We start from the raw sequence: 18,643 nt of genomic DNA, 5'->3' as shown, positions 1-18,643 counted from the left end.
ACAAGTGCCGTGCTTTTTAATTTTATTTTAATAAAACAAAACCGTGTCAGGATTTTCTGTATATTTTTTTTCAACAAGAGCGCGGAACTCATCTATTCCCGCTTCTTTCAGTTGTGCTCTAAACCCATCAACAATTTTCTTCACTTCCGAATCTGACGACGCATAACAGGCTTGTATAATCATTTCGTTATAATCAAGCAGTGACATAGAGGCGTTTACTTTTTCCAATTCGGGTAAGTACGCACTTGCAGGCAAGCCCGGTATTTTTTTATACACACGCGGATAGTCCATTGCAAGCTCTACCGCTCTTTTAAAGGTTGCCGTCGTTCCGGAACCTGGGCGGGCTTCACCGAAATACGTAGTATTTTGAATATTGGTCAGTAAAAATGCCAGGCCGTAATGTCCGCTGCCGTCAAAAGCCGCTCCGTACGTATTGATAAGCGTTTCGGAATCTCCTTGCTCCATCGCTTTTTTTACTTCCGGCTTTAAAACAGGCTTGCCGTCAACCATATCATAGCTTACACCCTCAACGCCGTAAAGCATCAGCAGCTGCCCTTCTTTTGAGCAAATATAATCCATAAGCTTTACAATCTCTTCGGGATTCTTTGTTGTTGCCGGAATTGCCCATACGCCGTATCCGCTTTTCCCGCTTGTTATTTTTTCAGTGTTCCCATGATAATCCGCAATCGGACCAAGCGGAATCCATGTATCGGATTCGTAAATAACGGGTACGTAATTGTGAACATCACCGATAACAGCGACACTGCTGTTTGTGCACAATTCATTTGCACGGGTTTCGTCGATGGTAAAGAACTCTTTATGAATTAAGCCTTCTTTTAATAACTTGCGGAAATAATTGATTTGTTTAAAAACATAATCCGTTTCAGCCTCATGCAGAATTTTACCTTCTTTTGTTCGATTATACTTTCCCGAAACACCCCATTGCAAATCATGCACAATGTAATCAATAGCATCAGGAGAGCCGCCCCAGTATTTCGGACCAAGCGGAACAACCGTATTGCCGTTTTTGTCTTTATAGTTTTTTGCTTTTATTTTTTTAAGCAACTGATATAACTTTTCAGAAGAGTCTATGCTGCGCACATCAACGCCGAGATCTTCTGCGATTGCCTTTTGAATGTACATGCCGCCCAAATACTCTTCATAGGGTTTCCATATGGTCGACTCATCCTCAGCGGCTACTTGTACATGCATAAAATATGCCTTGCCGCCAAAGTCGTTACGCCATACAATGTTTGCATAACTATCCGGCGATAAAAAATCCTTATCAAAATATCGCGAGTATACCTTTGAGTCTTTTATATACGGAGCGAGATCGGCAAACACTCCTTCAACGGCGGCCGGATATAACACACGAAATTCCGGACGTGTTGAGTTATTCAGGTAACTGCAAATCATATCGGGTAAATTCCCTGCCGCGATTTGAGCTGCCATAACATAGCGATCCTTTTCACCGGGGGTATATAAAAATTCAATTTTCATACCCGTTCTGCGCTCCAACTCTTTCATAACAGGAGTATTCAACTGATCCTTCGGAAGCTGGTAGCCTATATCATCAACATACGCTTGCACCTGAACAACCCGATTGGCAATCCATGTTTTCGGCTTATCCTCCGAACCGCTTTTTTCGCCCTCCTGTTTGCCACAGCTTATCCCGCTTATCAGAATACCTGCAGCTGCCACAATCATCAGCACCTGTCTCATTTTCTTCATATAAAACCTCCATTCATTTTCGTTTTTATAAAAGCGAAAATGTATTTAAAATATTCCGACGTCAGTCAGCCTCTTTGATATTTTATTACTGACCAACACAAGAATCAAACCGATAACACCTTGCAACAATCCGATTGCCGTTGCATAACCGAACTCACCATTTGCCAAACCGACACGCACCACAAAGGTATCGAGGGTGTCAGCGATAGCCATATTCCCCGGCGTGCGCAAAAGATAAATTTGATCAAACCCCGATGAAAATAAAGAGCCGATCCCTAAAATAAACAGCACGCCGATTGTACTGCGTATGCACGGAAGCGTAATATGCCACATCTGTCTCAGCCTTCCGCAGCCCTCCATTTCAGCCGCCTCATACAAGTTCGGATCAACACCGCTTATCGCCGCAAGGTAAATAATTGAATCCCACCCGATATTCTTCCATATATCAAGAATAAACAAAATCGGTAAAAAATACTTTGCTTCCATTAAAAAAAACGTAGACCCGTCCCCGCCGAAAGCTGCAATAATTTGATTTATAACTCCGTTATGTGGTGCCAAAATCCGCTGCACCATTGTAATCACAATAACCGAAGACAAAAAATGCGGAAGATACGTAATTGTTTGCGTTGTTTTTTTAAACAGCGGATTTTTAAGCTCATTCAGCAAAAGCGCCAATATGATTGCAAACGGAAATTCCAAAATTGTTTTCATAAAGCCGACAGTCAAAGTATTTTTTAAAAGCCTGCCGGCATCATAACTGGTAAAAAAAGTACGAAAATACGCAAACCCTATCCATGGACTTCTAAAAATCCCTTTCGTAACCGAGTACTTTTTAAATGCTAAAACAATCCCTGCCATCGGCACATACGACAATAGTATAAAATAAACGATAGCAGGAACAAACATCACATACAATAAGCGATGCTTCCATATTTGCTTTAAGAGTCTTTGTGAATGTACTGCTTGTTTTGCCTGAATGCCTATCTTTTCGCCTTTCATCTATTAAATAGCATACCGCATAATATGAGTTTTCGCAAATGATTTTTTTAAATATACGGAAATCTCACCAAACCTCAATACACTTTGCACCATTTGCACCCAGATTATACAAATTAAGAATTCAACAGATAAAATTAAATTCGTTCATAGTTTTATAAAAAGAGTCCGACACAACGCAACGGTGGGCAATTTACCATAGTGGTGCGGATTCGGTAAACCGATATTGTTGTTCCTCCGCAGGGTGTAACCTTAAATTAATTACAGAATGTTGTGCCCGCTATCTTATAAAAAAAGGGTATGACTTGCATACCCTTTTTTAATAGTTATTTAATTTCCGTATTTTGCTCAAACGCATTTTGATGCACAAAGTCAACGGTTTTTGGAATTGTCACTTGCGCAATATTATTTTTGCGGAATGCATACATGTTTATCTTTTTTACCGATGAAGGAATAGTAACTTCCGTTAAGGCATTTTTGTAAAAAGATGAAGTGTCGATCAACTCCAACGACTTAGGCAAATCCAGTTTTTCCAACTCATTAAGCGCAAAGGCACTTGGCTCAATGATTTTTTCCTTGCCGCCGAAAGCAACTGTTTTCAGTTTATTATTGTAAAACGCAAAACCTTCGATGCGGGTTAAAGCGGGCGGCAGTTTTACTTCTGTTAACTTGCATACACCAAAGGCATCATAACCAATACTTTCAACAGTATCAGGAATTACAACCGAAGTTAAACCGCGGCGGTAAAAAGCATTGTCGCCTATTCGTTTAATAGGAACACCCTCCGGAGTGGTAGCCGGAACAATCATGTCGGTGAAGCCTTGCAATTTTACCTTGTCTTTTCCTTTTTGCGTCATGCCTTTTATTTCGTCATCTTTAAAAATAAAATCATCATTTTCCCATACGTTTTGACTCATTACTTCACCTCCTTATGCCCTGTTGAGCTGTACAATTTCATTGAACGTTTCAAGCTGTGTTTTAACCTGCCCGAAGTCAACCATCTGCTGATCATAGCCTATTTTGATGAGCGGAATTTTTGCTTCATCAAATGCCTGCTTTAATGAAGGATATTCCATTTCTTCCGTATCATTAAAATTCATCATAAATAATAGGCAGCCGTCTGCGTTGTTTTGTTTTGCCAAATCAACTACATATTTCGGACGCTTATAAATATCCGGATCATACAGAATGGGGTCTTCGTCCATTCGGGCGAATTGGTCTGCAAGTGCCAACATAGGATCATCAATGGACAAATCAATGTCTACTTTTAAACCTCTTGACTCATGCGCAACATCATCGGCAACAATGCAAACCTTGTAATCATCAAATACTTTTAACAGTCCCGGATTATCCGTGATGATTCCGCTTGTTACAACGCGAACGCCGTCCCAGTCTTCTTCCGGCAAAGCGTGCAGTTTTTCATTCAGCTCTTTTAATAAGGCGGTGTGCTCATCCTTGAGCATAAAGTATGAACTTTTTAATACATAGCATCTGTCAGACGCTTTAATTGTCTGCGGATGCGTGGCTGCCAGTTTAATAAATTTCCGTTTTTCGCTTCTGTTTTCGTTGTAAACCTTAAAAGCTTTTTTTAGGTTTTCATCGGTAACGGTAACACCGCAAATTTTTTCCAGCTCTTCTTTAGCTTTTTTAAAAATTCTGGCATTGTATTTTTTTCCGAAATCTTCTTTTCTATGCTGACCGTGATTTAAGAAAATCATCGGAATTTTATCTCCTGCCCCAACCTTATAGTTTTGTGAAAAGGGTCTGAGGGTATCATCAAGGGTTGTTATCATAGAAGCGGATAATCCGTCCAGTGTGCCGTCCAATGCCATTTCCAAACATCGTAACACAAGCGAGTAATAGAATGTAGGGAAATACTCTTTTGCCCGTTCGATCGGCCCGACTCCTCCCCATACACCGAAAGGCACTACTCCTGCGGCATAGGCGATTTCTTCCGGTGCATAATACGGAAATACACCGATTGCTTTTTTTCCTTCAGCAAGATATTTATCTAATTGCTTTCTTGGACTATTTGCATAATATTTAAATTGACCCAGCAATTCATTAATCTTATCCATTTTAATCTCCTATTCCAATGTTGATTTTGACCAATCGGTTTCTTTTGTATTTTCAAAGTTGGTGTATACTTCTTTACCTTTTGCTAACCGATCCGCCTTTCTTTCTTCCATGATTTCTACCAAACCTTGCACTCTGGTTTTGTATTGTTCCGTTGAGAAGTTTCTTTCATCCGCTTGATCACCGTCAAAGTGTACAACAGGAATACCCAGGTCTTCTTTCCATCTTCGTTCCATTTCAGGCATTGCACCGCTCCACGGTTTGCAGCTGCGGTTGTAATTAACCAGCGCGCCGCTGATACCGTTTTCTTTTGCCATCGTTGCACGCCATTCCACTCCGGTTTCGATACAAACAGAGCACGGTGCCTTGGAATAGGCTGCGGCCATTTCTCTGATATTTGAGTAACGGAAGCCAAATGCGGGTGCATACACAACAGCGGTTACGTTTACGCCGCTGTCTTTTAAGGGTTCAAATAATGCACGCAAACCCGGCCAGCAGGGAATTCCTTCAAATAATATTCTATGCTCTTCCGGATATTCCCATGTTGAAGTTCCTTCTTTGATTGACTGCTCAAACTCTTGGGCTAATAATTCAAAGCCGTATGCAGCCTCTTCTTCGCAGCGAGCCGCAACAATATCAGCCATATGATTAAACAAATCAAAGCCGCTTAACGGAGACGGTTTTGCCGACATATACGAGCATGATTTAAGCCATGCGGCTGCTGTTCTGTTTGCCCGTGCGCAAGCGTCTTCAAATTTTTTTTCGTCAAACTTTTTGCCGGTTAATTTTTCAAGCTGTTTAATAGCGTAATCAAATTGGTCAAGTAAATAATCAACTTTTTCTTCAGGGACATCCACTGTATTGGAAAAAGGAATATCTATCATAATAAGCGGGATATTGTGCATTCGCGCAATGTTTTCGTACCATTTTGTCATCATGTTGCAAATATTATTGCAGCAAAGTAAAAAGTCAGGCTGAGGCATGCGCCGCGCATCGGTCGGCTCTCCTGCCGCATACGCCAAGCTGATTCTTGCATAACCGCAAATATCATTGTCATATCCCATATCCTCTGCCGCTTGACAAAGCCGCAAGCCATCTTTTTTTGCTGCGGTTGTGGCAGCGTGGTTTTCAGGATACACAACATTTAAGTCAAAGGCTTTTGCCAACTCAATAGGGAATTTGGAAGAGCTCCAACCTACTAATTCTCCTCGTTTTTTTGCTTCCCAGGCATTTGAATAAACCTTGTCCACTACATCCCGAAGAACAACAACCGCAGGTTTGTGTCCGTCTACCGGTCGCGGTTTTTTGTTTGGTAATTTTTCCATTTTTGCCATCTTAAGCCTCCTAATAATATGGATAGTACTAAACCCTGCTGATAAAATCCTCATAAATTCAGCAGAGTTTATTTTTTGCAGCACAACCCACCATGTGCTGTTTGGTATTATTTATTCGATTGCATGCATTTTTGATAGGCAAATAATGCAGCACCAAGGGCACCGTTTAATTGGCAATATTCGCTCGTATAAATCTTAAATCCTATACTTCTTTCCATAGCACGGATCATTCCTTTATTAAGCGCAACACCGCCTGTCATTACTACATCATCCCTTATTCCTACTCTTTTTGCAAGGCTTCCCACACGGCTTGCAATAGCGGTATGGATTCCCCGCACAATATCCTGAATTTTTGCGCCGCTTGCCAGCTGAGAAATTACTTCCGATTCGGCAAAAACAGTGCACGTAGAGCTAATAGTCAGAGCCTCGGTTGACTGTTCATCCAGTTTTTCCAGATCATCCAAGCTCACATCCAAAACTTTTGCGATAACATCTAAAAACCTGCCGGTTCCTGCGGCGCATTTATCGTTCATAACAAAATTTTCCAGCATTCCGTTATCTCCGATTTTTAATGCTTTTGAATCTTGCCCGCCGATATCAATAATCGTCTTAACTTTTGGAAATAAAAAATAAGCGCCCTTTGCATGGCAGGACAATTCAGACATTTGATGCGGCACTTTTTCCAATGTAGCTCTGCCGTATCCCGTAGCAACTGCCCCGTCAAGTTCTAAAACATCGGCAAAGCCCGCGCTGTCTAATGCTTGCTGTATTACTCGCGCAGGACCGCTTGTACCGGTACCGACATTAACCACCGAAGTCGCAACAATGTCTTTTCCGTCTTTTAATATTACACACTTAGATGCTGTCGAACCGACATCAACCCCCATAGTAAACTTACTCACCCTTGATACCTCTTTCTATTTCTCATTCAAAATCTCTCTTTTAAATCATGTTTTTTGCAATATCCAAGAATGTGGTGATAATTATCGCATTCGTAATATTACTGAGAAATCCGCCTATTACCGGTACAACAAAGAATGCCAGTCGGGAATATCGATATTTTTGACACACAGTTTGCATCGTGGTCATAGAAACCGGAACCGCCCCTAAACCAAATCCTATATGTCCTACCGCCATAACAGCCGCATCATAGTTTTTACCCAACAACCTGAATGTCAAGAAGTAGCAGAAAATACTAATGAGCATAACCTGCGCCATCAGCAGCACAACAAGAGAAAGTCCCAAACCTGAAAGTTCCCACAATCTCATCGAAACAATTGACATGGAAACAAATAGGGCTAAAGAAAATTCTCCGACAATATCGATAGACTCGTAAAGTACATCATAATTTTTACTGCGCTGTCCGTCCAACATGAGACGCATCACAATACCGCCAAACATACAGCATACATGGATCGGAAATTTAATATGAAAATATTTAAGAATAAGGAAGAGTATCTGTCCGATACCGCAAGCAAGGCACATTAAAAATACCGCTTGCAAAACATTCGATTTATCAACGAGCGTTTTTGAGGCGGCGATATCCGCATCGGAAGCATTCTGTTTGCCGTCCAGCGCAGAATCTTGCAAATGAAATCTTTGTATCAAGAAATTACCGAAAGGACCGCCGAGTATACAACCTGAAATAAGCCCGAATGTTGCAGAGGCAAGTGCCACCTCAAGGGCTGCGGACGCTCCGGCATCAACTGCAAGCGGAGCAAAAGAAGCGGCGTTTCCGTGCCCGCCGGTCATTGGAATACTTCCGGTCATCAAAGCAATAAGGGGATTGATTGCAAAAGCTTTTCCGATCGCAAGCGCTAAAGCGTTTTGTAAAGCCGCAAGAAGGGCTGCAAGTATTGCAAAAATAATAACCAGCTTTCCGCCTTTTTTTAACAAGGATAAACTGGCTGCCGCTCCGCTTGCCGCAAAAAAGATGCAATAAAATAATTGATTTATCGTCTTATAATCAAATTGCAATTCAAATACATTAGCAGAATATAAGCATAATGAAATAATTGAAAAGATTGTTCCGCCGACAACAGCTGCCGGTAAACAGTATTTTTTTAGCAGAGGGATTTTTTTTCGTAAAAACTCTCCAAAGTAAATTGCAATAACTGCAATCATAAGCGTTTCAAACATGCCTAATTTTAAAACTATTCGCTCCATAAAACTCCCTCGAGCATGCATAGCCTTATGCAATTTTATTTTGATGTAAAAAGTTCTTCAGAAATTCTCATCCCGGATAAAATGCTTTTAAAAGCTTCAGTTTTTGCATACTCGTATTTCAATAATTTATAGTACACCTTCTTTTTCGTTCTTACAAGCGTACGTATCGGATTATACATTTCCCCAAAAGGGACTTTGACTGTTCCTAAAATTAGTCAAAGTCCCTAAGAGTAATTATTTTTTTACAAAAGTGTTGTATTCCCTAATCATCCGCGGTAAAAGCATTTGATGGAAAGGACAAATTGACTTCGGATTCTGATATACCGAATTCGCAAATGCGATCATGTATGCTCGTATATCATAGAGATGTACAATTTCATCTACCATTCCCGCTTTTGCACAGAATGAAGGAACAGATTTATCTTTGTATTCATTGATAAGTTTGTTCATTTTTTCAATGATCGGTGTTATATCTTTTCCTGCATTTCTGTCTTTTACCAATCGCCGTGAATACATTGCAGTCGCAGCGGTTTCGCCGTTCATTACGTTGATTTCGGTTGCGGCGGTTCCTAAAGAGAATGCGTTGGTATCGTTTCCTTGCGGGCCGCCGAGAACATAATGAGCGGCGGCGGTGCCTTTTCGCAAAGTAACTTCCATTTGCGGTATATTTGAATTCTGGATAGAGTAAATTAACGATTGTCCCAACCCGAGCAGCTCGGCTTTTTCGGCGTCATTTCCTACATCAATTCCCGTTGTGTCCTGCAGCCAGACAATCGGAATTCTGTCCCGCGCGCAAAGCGTAACAAATTCATTCATTTTGACTAAGCCTTGCCGGTAGAGCTTGCCGCCAATCCCGACGGCATTTTCTTTATATTCGGGGTATTTGAGCAATAAGCCTTGTACGTTTGCAACTATGCCAACCAAAAGTCCGTCAACTTTTGCAAGTCCGGTTACCATTTCGGGGCCGTATCCTTTTTTGTATTCGCTGAATTCGCTATTATCTACCAAGCGTGCGATAATATCATAGATATTGTACACCCGTTTTTGGTTCATCGGTAAAAGCGAGTAAAGATCATTCGGATCGAATAGGGGCTCGGTTGGCTCGTCTACACGGAAAAACTCCAAGTCATAGGCGGGCAGACAATCCATGTATTTTCTAATTCCGTCCAAGACACCGATTTCTTCGGAGTACACTTCACGGAAAAATCCTGTTTGATCATAGTGAATAGAAACAGTGCCGGGAACTTCAGTAGGTTTTGCATTGGAAACCGCATCAATAATTTGCTCGGCGCCCTCCTGATCGATATAGCCTTTCGGATTCATCCCGCTTACAATTCCGGTTCCGCCAACCGCCATGTTTGCTTTTTCGTGCGCAATAAGAATGGTGGGGCTGATACTGTGGTAGCCGCCGCCTGCGGGGTTTGTGCCGAAAATTCCGACGATAACCGGTACGCCTAATTGTTCCAATTCAACATTGCGATAGAAAGGAGTTCCGCCGCCTCTGCGGTTCGGATATACTTTTTCCTGTTCATCTAATTTAACGCCGCTGCAGTTTAAAACATAGACTAAAGGAATTCGTAAGCATTTTGCAGTATCGGATGCTCGCAATAAGTTTTCGGATTGCCCCGGAACCCAAGCTCCGGCAATTTTCTTATTATCGGAAGCAACAACGACTGCCCATTTTCCGTTGATTCTTCCTAAGCCTTTTACAATTCCGGTTGCGGTTTCAAAATCTTCGGGATTGTACAAGCTGTTTAGCGGGCACCATGTACCTTCGTCAACTAACTCGGCAATTCTTTGAAGCGCTGTCCATTGCCCTTTTTCATTAAGCGTTTCCGTGGGAGTGCCCGCCTCATGAACCTCGTCTATTAACTTTCGAATCTCTTCTTCAACCTGTTTTACCTGCTGCTCATTATCTTCATCAATCTTCGATAACGCGGAGCCGATCTGTTCCATGTTCTGAAAATAACCCGGCATTGAATAGTTTCCCATAATATTCTCCTATAAAAAGTTTTTGAGGAATTGTCAAATTCCGAAAAAAGTTTTTAGCCCGTACTTTTGTAAGACAAACTTTTTTAACAGTCTTACAAAAGTACATTCAATCAGCAATACTGTGCCTGTAAAATACAGGGAAAAGTTTGCCAAATAAACACGTATAACGTCCTGTACTAATCGGAGCATCGACAGGTGCTTGCGGATTTAAACATTCCTGTGGTAAATTGCCCACCGTTGTCAAACTCAGAACAAATTCAAACGATGTTTTAAAGCATCAATACAAAATTATAAAATTGAAGCTTTAAAACTCGCAGCACTGATTTAATCAAGAATACTAAAAATCAGTGCGTGGCGGTGGTTCCAAACAGAAACGATGTTTTAAAGCAAAGTAATTTGTAAAGCTTTAAAACTCGCAGGTTTAGTTTTTGCCATGGACGGCAAAAACTAAACCGCTGTGTCAAGCTCTTTTTTATAAAATTTTTTACGATTTGTATAAGTCGCATTAAAATTTAATCAAGTTATCAAAAAAATTACATAAGCAGGCGCTATTTCAGACAGCCTGCTTACCTCTTATCGCTTATTTTTCTTCGACCGGAACTTTGATAAAGGCTTGTCCCGGGTCGATCTCTTCCCGAATCATTTTGATGACTGCTTCATCCGGAGCATCCAAGCGCACCGCTTTGGACACATCCAGTTCAAAACCGGTATTTTCAAGCACATCTTCAGGAGAAGAGGTCGGATAATATCCTGCCAAATACATTCTCTTTGTTTTGTCATCAAATTTTAAAATGCCGCGATCTGTCACTACTGCAATCGGCCCCCTGTTTCCGGGAAGTCCAAGCTTTTCTCTGCCGCCGACACCATCGCCCCAACCAACACTGGTAACGTAGTCGATTTTGTCGATAAATCTTCTTTTTTCGTGCTGCATCATGATAACCGTGTTGGAGTAGGTGGCAATCCCGTTAGCCCCGCCTGATCCGGTAAAGCGTGTTATGGGATTATGATAATCACCGATACAAGTTGAGTTTACGTTTCCATATGGGTCGATTTGGGCGCCACCGATAAAGGCGATCATTCGATCTTTATCATTGAGCCACTCGTTTGTTTCAAAACCGATGAAGCGAACATTCGGCCATTGCACACCGCAGTGAGCCATAAATCTTGTATCACCGACACTTCGGGGAACTTCAATAGGATTACAGTCCATAAGACCGCTCTCTACAATTAATTTACAATTCGGCGCAAAAATTCTTTTTGCCAACGAAGCGCCGATCAGGGGGAGCCCCGTTCCGACAATAACGATTTGTCCGTCTTGAATTGTTTTTGCAATCGTAATTGCCTGCATCTCTTTGTTGGTATAATTTTTGTAATTTGTCATCTTATTTCCCCTCCTTCACTAATTTTGCCGCATAGCCAAATCCGGGTACCACTTTTAACTTGAGCAATCTGGTCGCTCCCAGTTTGTCAAGATATTCTTCATGGTTTTTAACTCCGTATACCCATTCCTGCAAGAAATTTTTAAAATCTTCTTCGGTTTTGGTTACCGAATCATACATTTTAAAGAAATTCGCATCGTAGTCGTAATAGTTGTAGCACTGTGCAGGATGTGCGCCGTGAGGAGCATGCACAACCGCATCAACACAAAATTGAGGAATTGAGTTCTTGCTCGGATCCCTTCTGATTTCTTTTTCGTCTACCAATTCTTCGCAGGTTACAATACATCGTTTTGCCGCAATAGCGATATCAATGTCATGGAACTCATCGCCTTCAATAGAGCAGGTTCCATCAACTGCCGCTTTTTGCACATGGATTATTGCAACATCTAAGCGCGGAACCGGTACCGCAACAACTTTTTCTCCAGGATTAAAGGGGTTCTCTACTTCCACCAGTTTATTATTCGGAAGTCTTAAGTCTTTTGCACGCACCTCTTTGCTGATTCCCCATTTGTTTACAAGGTCGGAACCCTGCATCAGTTTAACCGGCAAATACGGAAGCCCTAATGCGGAAGCATGTAGCATAAGCATGAGCACGTCTTGGGAATAGTCTTCCAAAAGCATTTTTTTATTTTTTTCAATTTCGTGGCGAAATCTTCGACATACATTTGTATATCCGGAGTTTGCAATATAACAGTTAATAAAGGCATGGACTCTGCCTTCTCCAATCAACATATCCCAGTCTCCGCCGGCAGGGCCTGAATATCCTATAAAATCGCCCAAACCTTGCCGTAAAATTTCGTACACGGCGGCATAGGGTTTTCTGTTTGTCGTAAACCCGCCAAAACAAAGGTGATCACCTGATTTCACATACGTTTTGATTGCATCATGCAATGACATTACTTTACTCACAATAAATCTCCTATTAATTTTGTTTAATCTTAGCAAACGCTAAGTTTCTTTTCTCCCTCTATTTGCCTAAAATAAGCATAAAGAATCCTGCCGCAACGGCAGAGCCGATAACACCCGCAACATTAGGCCCCATTGCATGCATAAGCAAGAAGTTTGTTTTATCTTCAGCTGCTCCTACAACTTGAGAAACACGTGCAGCCATCGGTACCGCCGATACTCCTGCCGAGCCTATCAACGGATTGATTTTGCCTCCGGTTATAAGATATAGAAGCTTGCCAAGCAAAACTCCTCCAACAGTAGACATACAAAATGCAAATAATCCCATAAAAATAATTGCAAGCGTTTCCAAACGTAAGAACAAGTCTCCGTTTGCGGTAGCACCAACGGTAACACCGAGCATAATCGTAATAATGTTGATTAAGGCATTTTGAGCCGTATCGGATAAACGCTGCACAACGCCTGACTCTCTAAAAATATTTCCCAACATGAGCATTCCCAATAAGGGCGTTACGGAAGGAAGCAATAAGGCGGTAAATAAAACCGTTCCAATCGGGAAGACAATTTTTTCCGCTTTACTTACTTTTCTCAACTGCTTCATTTTAACTGAGCGCTCTTTTTTTGTGGTAAGCATTTTCATGATGGGCGGCTGAATTAACGGAATTAGAGCCATATAAGAGTAAGCAGCAACCGCTATAGGTGCTAACAATTCGGGCGCCAAGTTGTTTGCAAGATAAATTGCCGTAGGGCCGTCAGCTCCTCCGATAATTCCGATAGCGGCAGCTTGTTTCGGACTAAAAAACGGTAACGCATTTGCAAACGTAAATGTAATATAAATACCAAATTGAGCGGCAGCCCCCAAAAGCAAACTTATGGGATTTGCAATTAACGGCCCGAAATCGGTCATAGCTCCTATTCCCATAAAAATCAGACAGGGAAATAAATTAGTTTTTATACCATTATATATGATACGTAAAACACCTGATGCATACCAAGGATCCGCCTCGTCCATAAGACCTGCCAGCGGGAGATTCGTCAAGAAAATTCCGAAGGCAATAGGTAGTAACAATAGGGGCTCAAATTGTTTAACGATAGCGAGATAGATTAAAATAAATGATATGATAAACATCACCAAACTTTGCCATGTCAAAGCGGCAAAGCCGGATTCTGCCATCATAACGCTTAAGGTTTTTAAAAATTCCATCTACTGTACCCCTTATCTGATCTCTACTAATACTGTATCGGTTTCTACAGCATCTCCTTTTTTTGCCTTAATTGCAGATACGGTTCCTGCATGCTCAGTAACAATCTCGGTTTCCATTTTCATAGCTTCCAAGATGATCATAACATCCCCGACAGCTACCACATCTCCTTCTTTCACTTTGATATCCAAAACAGTTCCCGGCATCGGACTTACCACGGTTTTTAATCCTCCCGAGCTTACCGGAGTCGGGCTTGATACCACAGGTTGAGCAGCAACCGGTGCAGCGGCGGGAGCAGACATCGGCTGAGACCTCGCACCTCTCTCTATCGGCTGTCGCGACAATGATGTCGACCCACCGCCAGCTCTTTCCACTTCAACTTCATACCGTTCGCCGTTAACTGTTACCACATACTTCATAATTCTAACACTCCTTCCTATGTTGTGATATTTAAATTTTTTGAATTTTTGTTATTACAAAACTATCCAAAGGTTCTTTTCTTTCTTCGCTGATTGCCGCCGCAATCACCGCAACTTTTACCGCTTCTGATTTTGGAACTGGCTTTGTCTCTGTCAGTGTCGCCCCCGAAGGAGCACCCCTCCCCAGTTTTGCTTCCAATGTCGAAACAACTTTGGAAACAACCATGACAAAAACCGCCAAAAAAATAAGCGCCAAAAATACAATAGACATACCGATTACAGTTGTCACTAAACTTTCCATAAAGCTCATATATTCTGGTGCCCCCACTTAAACCTCCTCGTATTCATAAAATATTTTAAAAACATTTATTAAATTAAAATCCTTATTCCGCATTATAAAACACGGAACAAGGATACAGTGTTTCACAAAAACAGTAAAACATTTTTAGAATAATAAAAACACACGAATTACCCGACAAACCAGCTTGTAAAGGTTTGAATAATAATTGCATTACAGGGATCAATAAATAGTGAGCCTACCAACGGCACCGCCAAGAAAGCCTTTGTCGAAAAACCATTTACTTCTGTAAAAGCGCGCATGTTTGCAATAGCATTCGGCGTTGCGCCCATTCCGAAACCGCAGTGTCCGGTAGCCATAACGGCGGCATCATAGTCTCTACCCATTATATTGAAGGTAACAAAGTACGCATACAGAGCCATGATAACCGTTTGCACAAGCAGAATAACAACCAGCGGCACTGCTAACCCTGCCAACTCCCAGAGTTTCATGGTCATTAAAGCGATAGCCAAGAAGAAGGCAAGACATACATTGCCGATAATACCGATTTCTTCAACGGGAGTTTTGTTAGGGGTAGCATCAATGATATTACGTATGATAGCCGCAACAAGCATAGGAACAAGATATACCGGCAAGGACAACCCCAGGTTTTTAACAAGCGGAGTAATGATGGCGCCGATACCCATAGCAATACCGACCATACAGGCGGCTTTAAAAAACGAGGCTTCGGTCATGGTTGCTTTTTCACCGATTTTCTCGTCTTGCTGCTGTACACCTGTTTCGGTACAAACTAAATTATTCCTTTTCATAAGCTGTTTAGCAATAGGCCCGCCAATCATACATCCCATAACCAAACCGTAGGTTGCAGAAGCAAAGGCAACAACAGTAGCCCCTGCTACTCCTCTTTCTTCCAAATACGGGCCGAATGCTCCCGAAGTTCCGTGTCCGCCGGTCAACGGAATTGAACCCGCAGCCAGTCCGATACCGGGATTTAATCCGAAGATTTTTGCCAAGGCCACTCCAACTCCGTTCTGAATAAGAACAAGCACAAGAGCAGCTATCAAGAATAAGACAACCGCAATTCCACCTTTTTTTAAAGCATTCAAGCTTGCCAAAAATCCGACACTGGTAAAGAACACAACCATGAAAAAGTCTTTCAAAACCGTATTAAAGGTGAATTCAAAAGCCCCAGTATTATGCCCTATAAGCATACAGATAGAAAACAAAACTCCGCCGATAACCGGTGCAGGAATATAATATTTGCGGAAAAAGCTCACCTTTGATTTAATCCAGTCTCCAAACAAATATAATACAATTGCCAAGCCTAATGTAAGGTACATATTAAATTCAAATTTCATTTATTAATCTCCTTATGCGTAATACAATTTAGCAGATGCTACTGTATTTTGTTTTTGCAGTCGCCTGTATCAAGGTACTCTTTAAGATTTTCAAAAGAAGTTTCTATCATGTTCAAGGCAGCTTCATCAGTGGAAGAACCGACATGAGGGGTAATGATAACCTTCGGATACATGTTTACTAATTTTTCAAAAGCGGGAACCGGCAATTCCTTTCCCGAAAAATCTTTACCAAAAATAGCGATTTCATTATCCAAGGTATCAATTCCTGCCCCGTATACTTTTCCGCTCTCCAAGGCTTCTACTAAGGCATCGGTATCAACGAGTTCTCCTCTTCCCGTATTGATAAGGATCACACCCTCTTTCATTTTTGCAAAAGTTTCTTTGGTAATTATTTTTCCATTTTCTTTAATATACGGTGCATGGAGCGTAATAATATCGGATTTTGCAAACACCTCATCAATAGGCACCTGCGTTACAATATCCTCTACGCCTGTTTTCGGAAAAAGATCAAAACCGATTACATTTGCGCCCAGCCCCTTAAACAATTTTGCGGCAGTCATTCCGATTCTGCCTAAACCGATAACACCTACCGTGCAATTTCTGACTTCGCGTGAAAACATTTGTTTGTCTACAATAAAATTTTTGTCCTTTGTTTTATTGCCAGTATAGGTAACATTGCGTAACAAAGTCATCGCTAAGGTCAACGCAAGCTCCGCAATAGCATTCGGGGAATAAAACGGAACATATGCCATTTTAAACCCAAGCTCTTTTGCATGGGAAATATCAATATGATTAACGCCAACTGTTCTGGTCATCACATATTTAACGCCCATCTCCTTATACATATCCAACCGTTCTTTTGTTGCAAAACAATTTCCGCGCAGAACAACAACCTCATGTCCCGCTGCTTTTTTTGTTGTTGCCTCATCGGTTAAATAGTCAGGAATAAGTGTCAGGTCGTAACCAAATTTCTTATTAACCGCTTCAAAAATAGGTTTTTCGACATCTCTAACCCCATAAAAAATAATTTTCACCTAAAAACCTCCTATTCGTGCCGGGAATTAAGCGCATATTCAGGGCAAAGTTCACCACAACCTTACTTCCCGAACATGAAAAAATACCATCGGCACCATTACACCATTATCACATGAAAATTTTACGTTGTCAATAAAAAAAATCAAAATTGTCTTTAATCTGTGATAATTTCACCCCTATAAGTTTTCAATGAATATTTCGCCCCTATATTTTACCGAGGTGAAATTATTGACTTATTACATTACACTGGAGGAATGAAATTATTTATGAGCATTGATCAAATTACACGAGGACATGTTATCGCCAACTGCTTAGAGGGGCGATGTACGGTACAACAAGCTGCGCTTCGATTAAACCTTTCACGAAGACGCGTACAGCAATTAAAAAAGGCGTTCAAAGAAAAGGGTTTAGCAGCAATGCTGCATGGCAACAGTCAGCGTCCCTCTGCAAAGAAGACCTCGAAAGAAATTGAGCAGCGATTACTTGCGCTGCGAAGCGATCCCGCATTGTCAAAAAGCAATTTTTTGCATTTTCATGAAATAGTAACTGAAGAATATCAATTGCAGCTGTCATATTCGACTCTGCGCCGTATTCTGTTATCACATGGAATTTGTTCACCAAAGAAAAGACGAACACGAAAGAAGGTGCATAAAACGCGCAATAGAAGAGCTTGCTTCGGAGAGCTGTTGCAAGTGGACGCAACCCCGTTTCCTTGGTTCGGCGGGAAAGAAAAATCCGCATTACATGCTTTTATTGATGATGCACGCGGAATGATTACCGGTCTTTATTTATGCAAAAACGAGTGCCTGCTCGGATATTTAGAAGTTCTGCGGCAGACACTCGAAAATTACGGACTCCCCGCCGCTCTTTATCCGGATAAGTGTAGCGTTTTTTTTGTTAATGCAAAAAAACAGTTATCCATTGAGGAGCAATTACAAGGAACCAAGGAACAAGTAACACAATTCGGCAAAATTATCAAGTACTTAGGAATCGATATGTTCCCGGCTCATTCATCACAAGCAAAAGGACGTGTTGAGCGATTATGGCAAACTTTACAAAGCCGACTCCCTGTTGAATTTGCACGACGCCACATCACAACCATAGAGCAAGCAAATCAATTCTTAAAAGAGTATATCGGTATTTTCAACAAACAGTTTGGTGTTCCTGCCTGCGATTCATATTCAATGTTTGTACCGACACCAAAAACACTCGATCTTGATAAACTGTTGTCATCGGTTATTACGCGCAAACTTTCAAGCGGTTCCACCATCTCAATCAAAAACCATTTGTTTAAAATTGAGCAGAATAAATTCGCAGCAGGCACAACGGTAAATGTATTGATTTCACAAAAACATGGTATACGCGCTTTAATACATGATGAATTCTATCCGATTGTACCGCTCGATGATATATACCGAACTGATACGGTTGGACGAACCGGAGACCTGCCTCAAGTAGTTATTGACTTGATTTATGAATTCTTACTTAAAGATGCAAAAGCAGGATAACTCGATGTGTTAAGGGGTGCAATTTTCATTGCAAAATTAACCCCCGTTAGGGGTGAAATATTCACTGGTTATTGACAAAAAAAATCAAAATTTATTGAAATAAAAATTAAAAATAACTCAGGAGGTTTTGCTAAGCTTTGCAAAAAACATAATAATCAAAAAGAGTCCGACACGGCGCAACGG

The 18,643-nt window shown here is 41.3% G+C and carries 16 protein-coding genes; 1 reads left to right on the top strand and 15 read right to left on the bottom strand.

Annotation, left to right across the window (positions count from 1 at the left end):
* Nucleotides 1-27: 27 nt before the first annotated feature.
* The 15 genes from FUT79_RS01860 to FUT79_RS01790 form a co-directional block, all read right to left on the bottom strand.
* On the bottom strand, nucleotides 28-1,731 hold the full coding sequence (locus FUT79_RS01860) for an extracellular solute-binding protein (RefSeq protein WP_024752981.1): 1,704 nt from the start codon (nucleotides 1,729-1,731) through the stop codon (nucleotides 28-30).
* A gap of 45 nt (nucleotides 1,732-1,776) precedes the next feature.
* A complete protein-coding gene (locus FUT79_RS01855) occupies nucleotides 1,777-2,730 on the bottom strand; it encodes an ABC transporter permease (protein WP_024752980.1) in 954 nt (317 codons plus the stop codon).
* Between the two features lie 323 nt (nucleotides 2,731-3,053).
* Entirely contained in the window at nucleotides 3,054-3,644 is a 591-nt protein-coding gene (locus tag FUT79_RS01850) for a leucine-rich repeat domain-containing protein (protein ID WP_002697272.1), read from the bottom strand.
* Nucleotides 3,645-3,656: 12 nt separating this feature from the next.
* Nucleotides 3,657-4,805 (bottom strand): 2-hydroxyacyl-CoA dehydratase subunit D, encoded by a 1,149-nt coding sequence (locus FUT79_RS01845; protein WP_024752979.1) that lies wholly within the window; start codon nucleotides 4,803-4,805, stop codon nucleotides 3,657-3,659.
* A 9-nt stretch (nucleotides 4,806-4,814) separates the two neighbouring features.
* The gene (locus FUT79_RS01840; protein WP_024752978.1) at nucleotides 4,815-6,137 is read right to left on the bottom strand and encodes a 2-hydroxyacyl-CoA dehydratase subunit D; all 1,323 of its coding nucleotides are present in this window, start codon (nucleotides 6,135-6,137) and stop codon (nucleotides 4,815-4,817) included.
* Between the two features lie 107 nt (nucleotides 6,138-6,244).
* Complete coding sequence (locus FUT79_RS01835; RefSeq protein ID WP_024752977.1) at nucleotides 6,245-7,039, bottom strand: acyl-CoA dehydratase activase; 795 nt, start codon at nucleotides 7,037-7,039, stop codon at nucleotides 6,245-6,247.
* Between the two features lie 40 nt (nucleotides 7,040-7,079).
* Nucleotides 7,080-8,303: a sodium/glutamate symporter gene (locus FUT79_RS01830; protein ID WP_024752976.1), complete on the bottom strand. Its 1,224-nt coding sequence runs from the start codon at nucleotides 8,301-8,303 to the stop codon at nucleotides 7,080-7,082.
* A gap of 234 nt (nucleotides 8,304-8,537) precedes the next feature.
* The gene (locus FUT79_RS01825) at nucleotides 8,538-10,295 is read right to left on the bottom strand and encodes an acyl-CoA carboxylase subunit beta (protein ID WP_148889212.1); all 1,758 of its coding nucleotides are present in this window, start codon (nucleotides 10,293-10,295) and stop codon (nucleotides 8,538-8,540) included.
* Nucleotides 10,296-10,875: 580 nt separating this feature from the next.
* Nucleotides 10,876-11,676 (bottom strand): glutaconate CoA-transferase subunit B, encoded by an 801-nt coding sequence (gene gctB / locus FUT79_RS01820; RefSeq protein WP_024752974.1) that lies wholly within the window; start codon nucleotides 11,674-11,676, stop codon nucleotides 10,876-10,878.
* 1 nt (nucleotide 11,677) lies between these two features.
* Entirely contained in the window at nucleotides 11,678-12,643 is a 966-nt protein-coding gene (gene gctA / locus FUT79_RS01815; RefSeq protein WP_024752973.1) for a glutaconate CoA-transferase subunit A, read from the bottom strand.
* A gap of 58 nt (nucleotides 12,644-12,701) precedes the next feature.
* Complete coding sequence (locus FUT79_RS01810; RefSeq protein WP_002697299.1) at nucleotides 12,702-13,844, bottom strand: sodium ion-translocating decarboxylase subunit beta; 1,143 nt, start codon at nucleotides 13,842-13,844, stop codon at nucleotides 12,702-12,704.
* Between the two features lie 12 nt (nucleotides 13,845-13,856).
* A complete protein-coding gene (locus FUT79_RS01805) occupies nucleotides 13,857-14,261 on the bottom strand; it encodes a biotin/lipoyl-containing protein (protein WP_024752972.1) in 405 nt (134 codons plus the stop codon).
* 31 nt (nucleotides 14,262-14,292) lie between these two features.
* Nucleotides 14,293-14,589 (bottom strand): OadG family protein, encoded by a 297-nt coding sequence (locus FUT79_RS01800; RefSeq protein WP_087942673.1) that lies wholly within the window; start codon nucleotides 14,587-14,589, stop codon nucleotides 14,293-14,295.
* A gap of 140 nt (nucleotides 14,590-14,729) precedes the next feature.
* Nucleotides 14,730-15,917, bottom strand: coding sequence for a sodium/glutamate symporter (gltS, locus tag FUT79_RS01795; protein ID WP_024752971.1), 1,188 nt, complete (start codon nucleotides 15,915-15,917; stop codon nucleotides 14,730-14,732).
* Nucleotides 15,918-15,955: 38 nt separating this feature from the next.
* Entirely contained in the window at nucleotides 15,956-16,951 is a 996-nt protein-coding gene (locus tag FUT79_RS01790; RefSeq protein ID WP_002697308.1) for a 2-hydroxyacid dehydrogenase, read from the bottom strand.
* A gap of 255 nt (nucleotides 16,952-17,206) precedes the next feature.
* On the opposite strand from FUT79_RS01790, the gene FUT79_RS01785 reads away from it, so the two are divergent.
* Complete coding sequence (locus FUT79_RS01785; protein WP_148889211.1) at nucleotides 17,207-18,460, top strand: ISNCY family transposase; 1,254 nt, start codon at nucleotides 17,207-17,209, stop codon at nucleotides 18,458-18,460.
* Nucleotides 18,461-18,643: the final 183 nt, after the last annotated feature.

Source organism: Treponema phagedenis, from assembly GCF_008153345.1.
In the GTDB taxonomy this organism is placed as follows: Bacteria; Spirochaetota; Spirochaetia; order Treponematales; family Treponemataceae; genus Treponema; species Treponema phagedenis.
Note: the sequence above shows the minus strand (reverse complement) of the source record. Positions and strands in the feature narration are given on the sequence as shown.

What these genes read in the sequence shown, in the direction of transcription:
- gltS (WP_024752971.1), bottom strand. Translation starts at nt 15,917, where the DNA reads ATGAAATTTGAATTTAATATGTACCTTACATTAGGCTTGGCAATTGTA.
- FUT79_RS01855 (WP_024752980.1), bottom strand. Translation starts at nt 2,730, where the DNA reads ATGAAAGGCGAAAAGATAGGCATTCAGGCAAAACAAGCAGTACATTCA.
- FUT79_RS01850 (WP_002697272.1), bottom strand. Translation starts at nt 3,644, where the DNA reads ATGAGTCAAAACGTATGGGAAAATGATGATTTTATTTTTAAAGATGAC.
- gctB (WP_024752974.1), bottom strand. Translation starts at nt 11,676, where the DNA reads ATGACAAATTACAAAAATTATACCAACAAAGAGATGCAGGCAATTACG.
- FUT79_RS01840 (WP_024752978.1), bottom strand. Translation starts at nt 6,137, where the DNA reads ATGGCAAAAATGGAAAAATTACCAAACAAAAAACCGCGACCGGTAGAC.
- FUT79_RS01825 (WP_148889212.1), bottom strand. Translation starts at nt 10,295, where the DNA reads ATGGGAAACTATTCAATGCCGGGTTATTTTCAGAACATGGAACAGATC.
- FUT79_RS01845 (WP_024752979.1), bottom strand. Translation starts at nt 4,805, where the DNA reads ATGGATAAGATTAATGAATTGCTGGGTCAATTTAAATATTATGCAAAT.
- FUT79_RS01810 (WP_002697299.1), bottom strand. Translation starts at nt 13,844, where the DNA reads ATGGAATTTTTAAAAACCTTAAGCGTTATGATGGCAGAATCCGGCTTT.
- FUT79_RS01785 (WP_148889211.1), top strand. Translation starts at nt 17,207, where the DNA reads ATGAAATTATTTATGAGCATTGATCAAATTACACGAGGACATGTTATC.
- FUT79_RS01830 (WP_024752976.1), bottom strand. Translation starts at nt 8,303, where the DNA reads ATGGAGCGAATAGTTTTAAAATTAGGCATGTTTGAAACGCTTATGATT.
- FUT79_RS01805 (WP_024752972.1), bottom strand. Translation starts at nt 14,261, where the DNA reads ATGAAGTATGTGGTAACAGTTAACGGCGAACGGTATGAAGTTGAAGTG.
- FUT79_RS01860 (WP_024752981.1), bottom strand. Translation starts at nt 1,731, where the DNA reads ATGAAGAAAATGAGACAGGTGCTGATGATTGTGGCAGCTGCAGGTATT.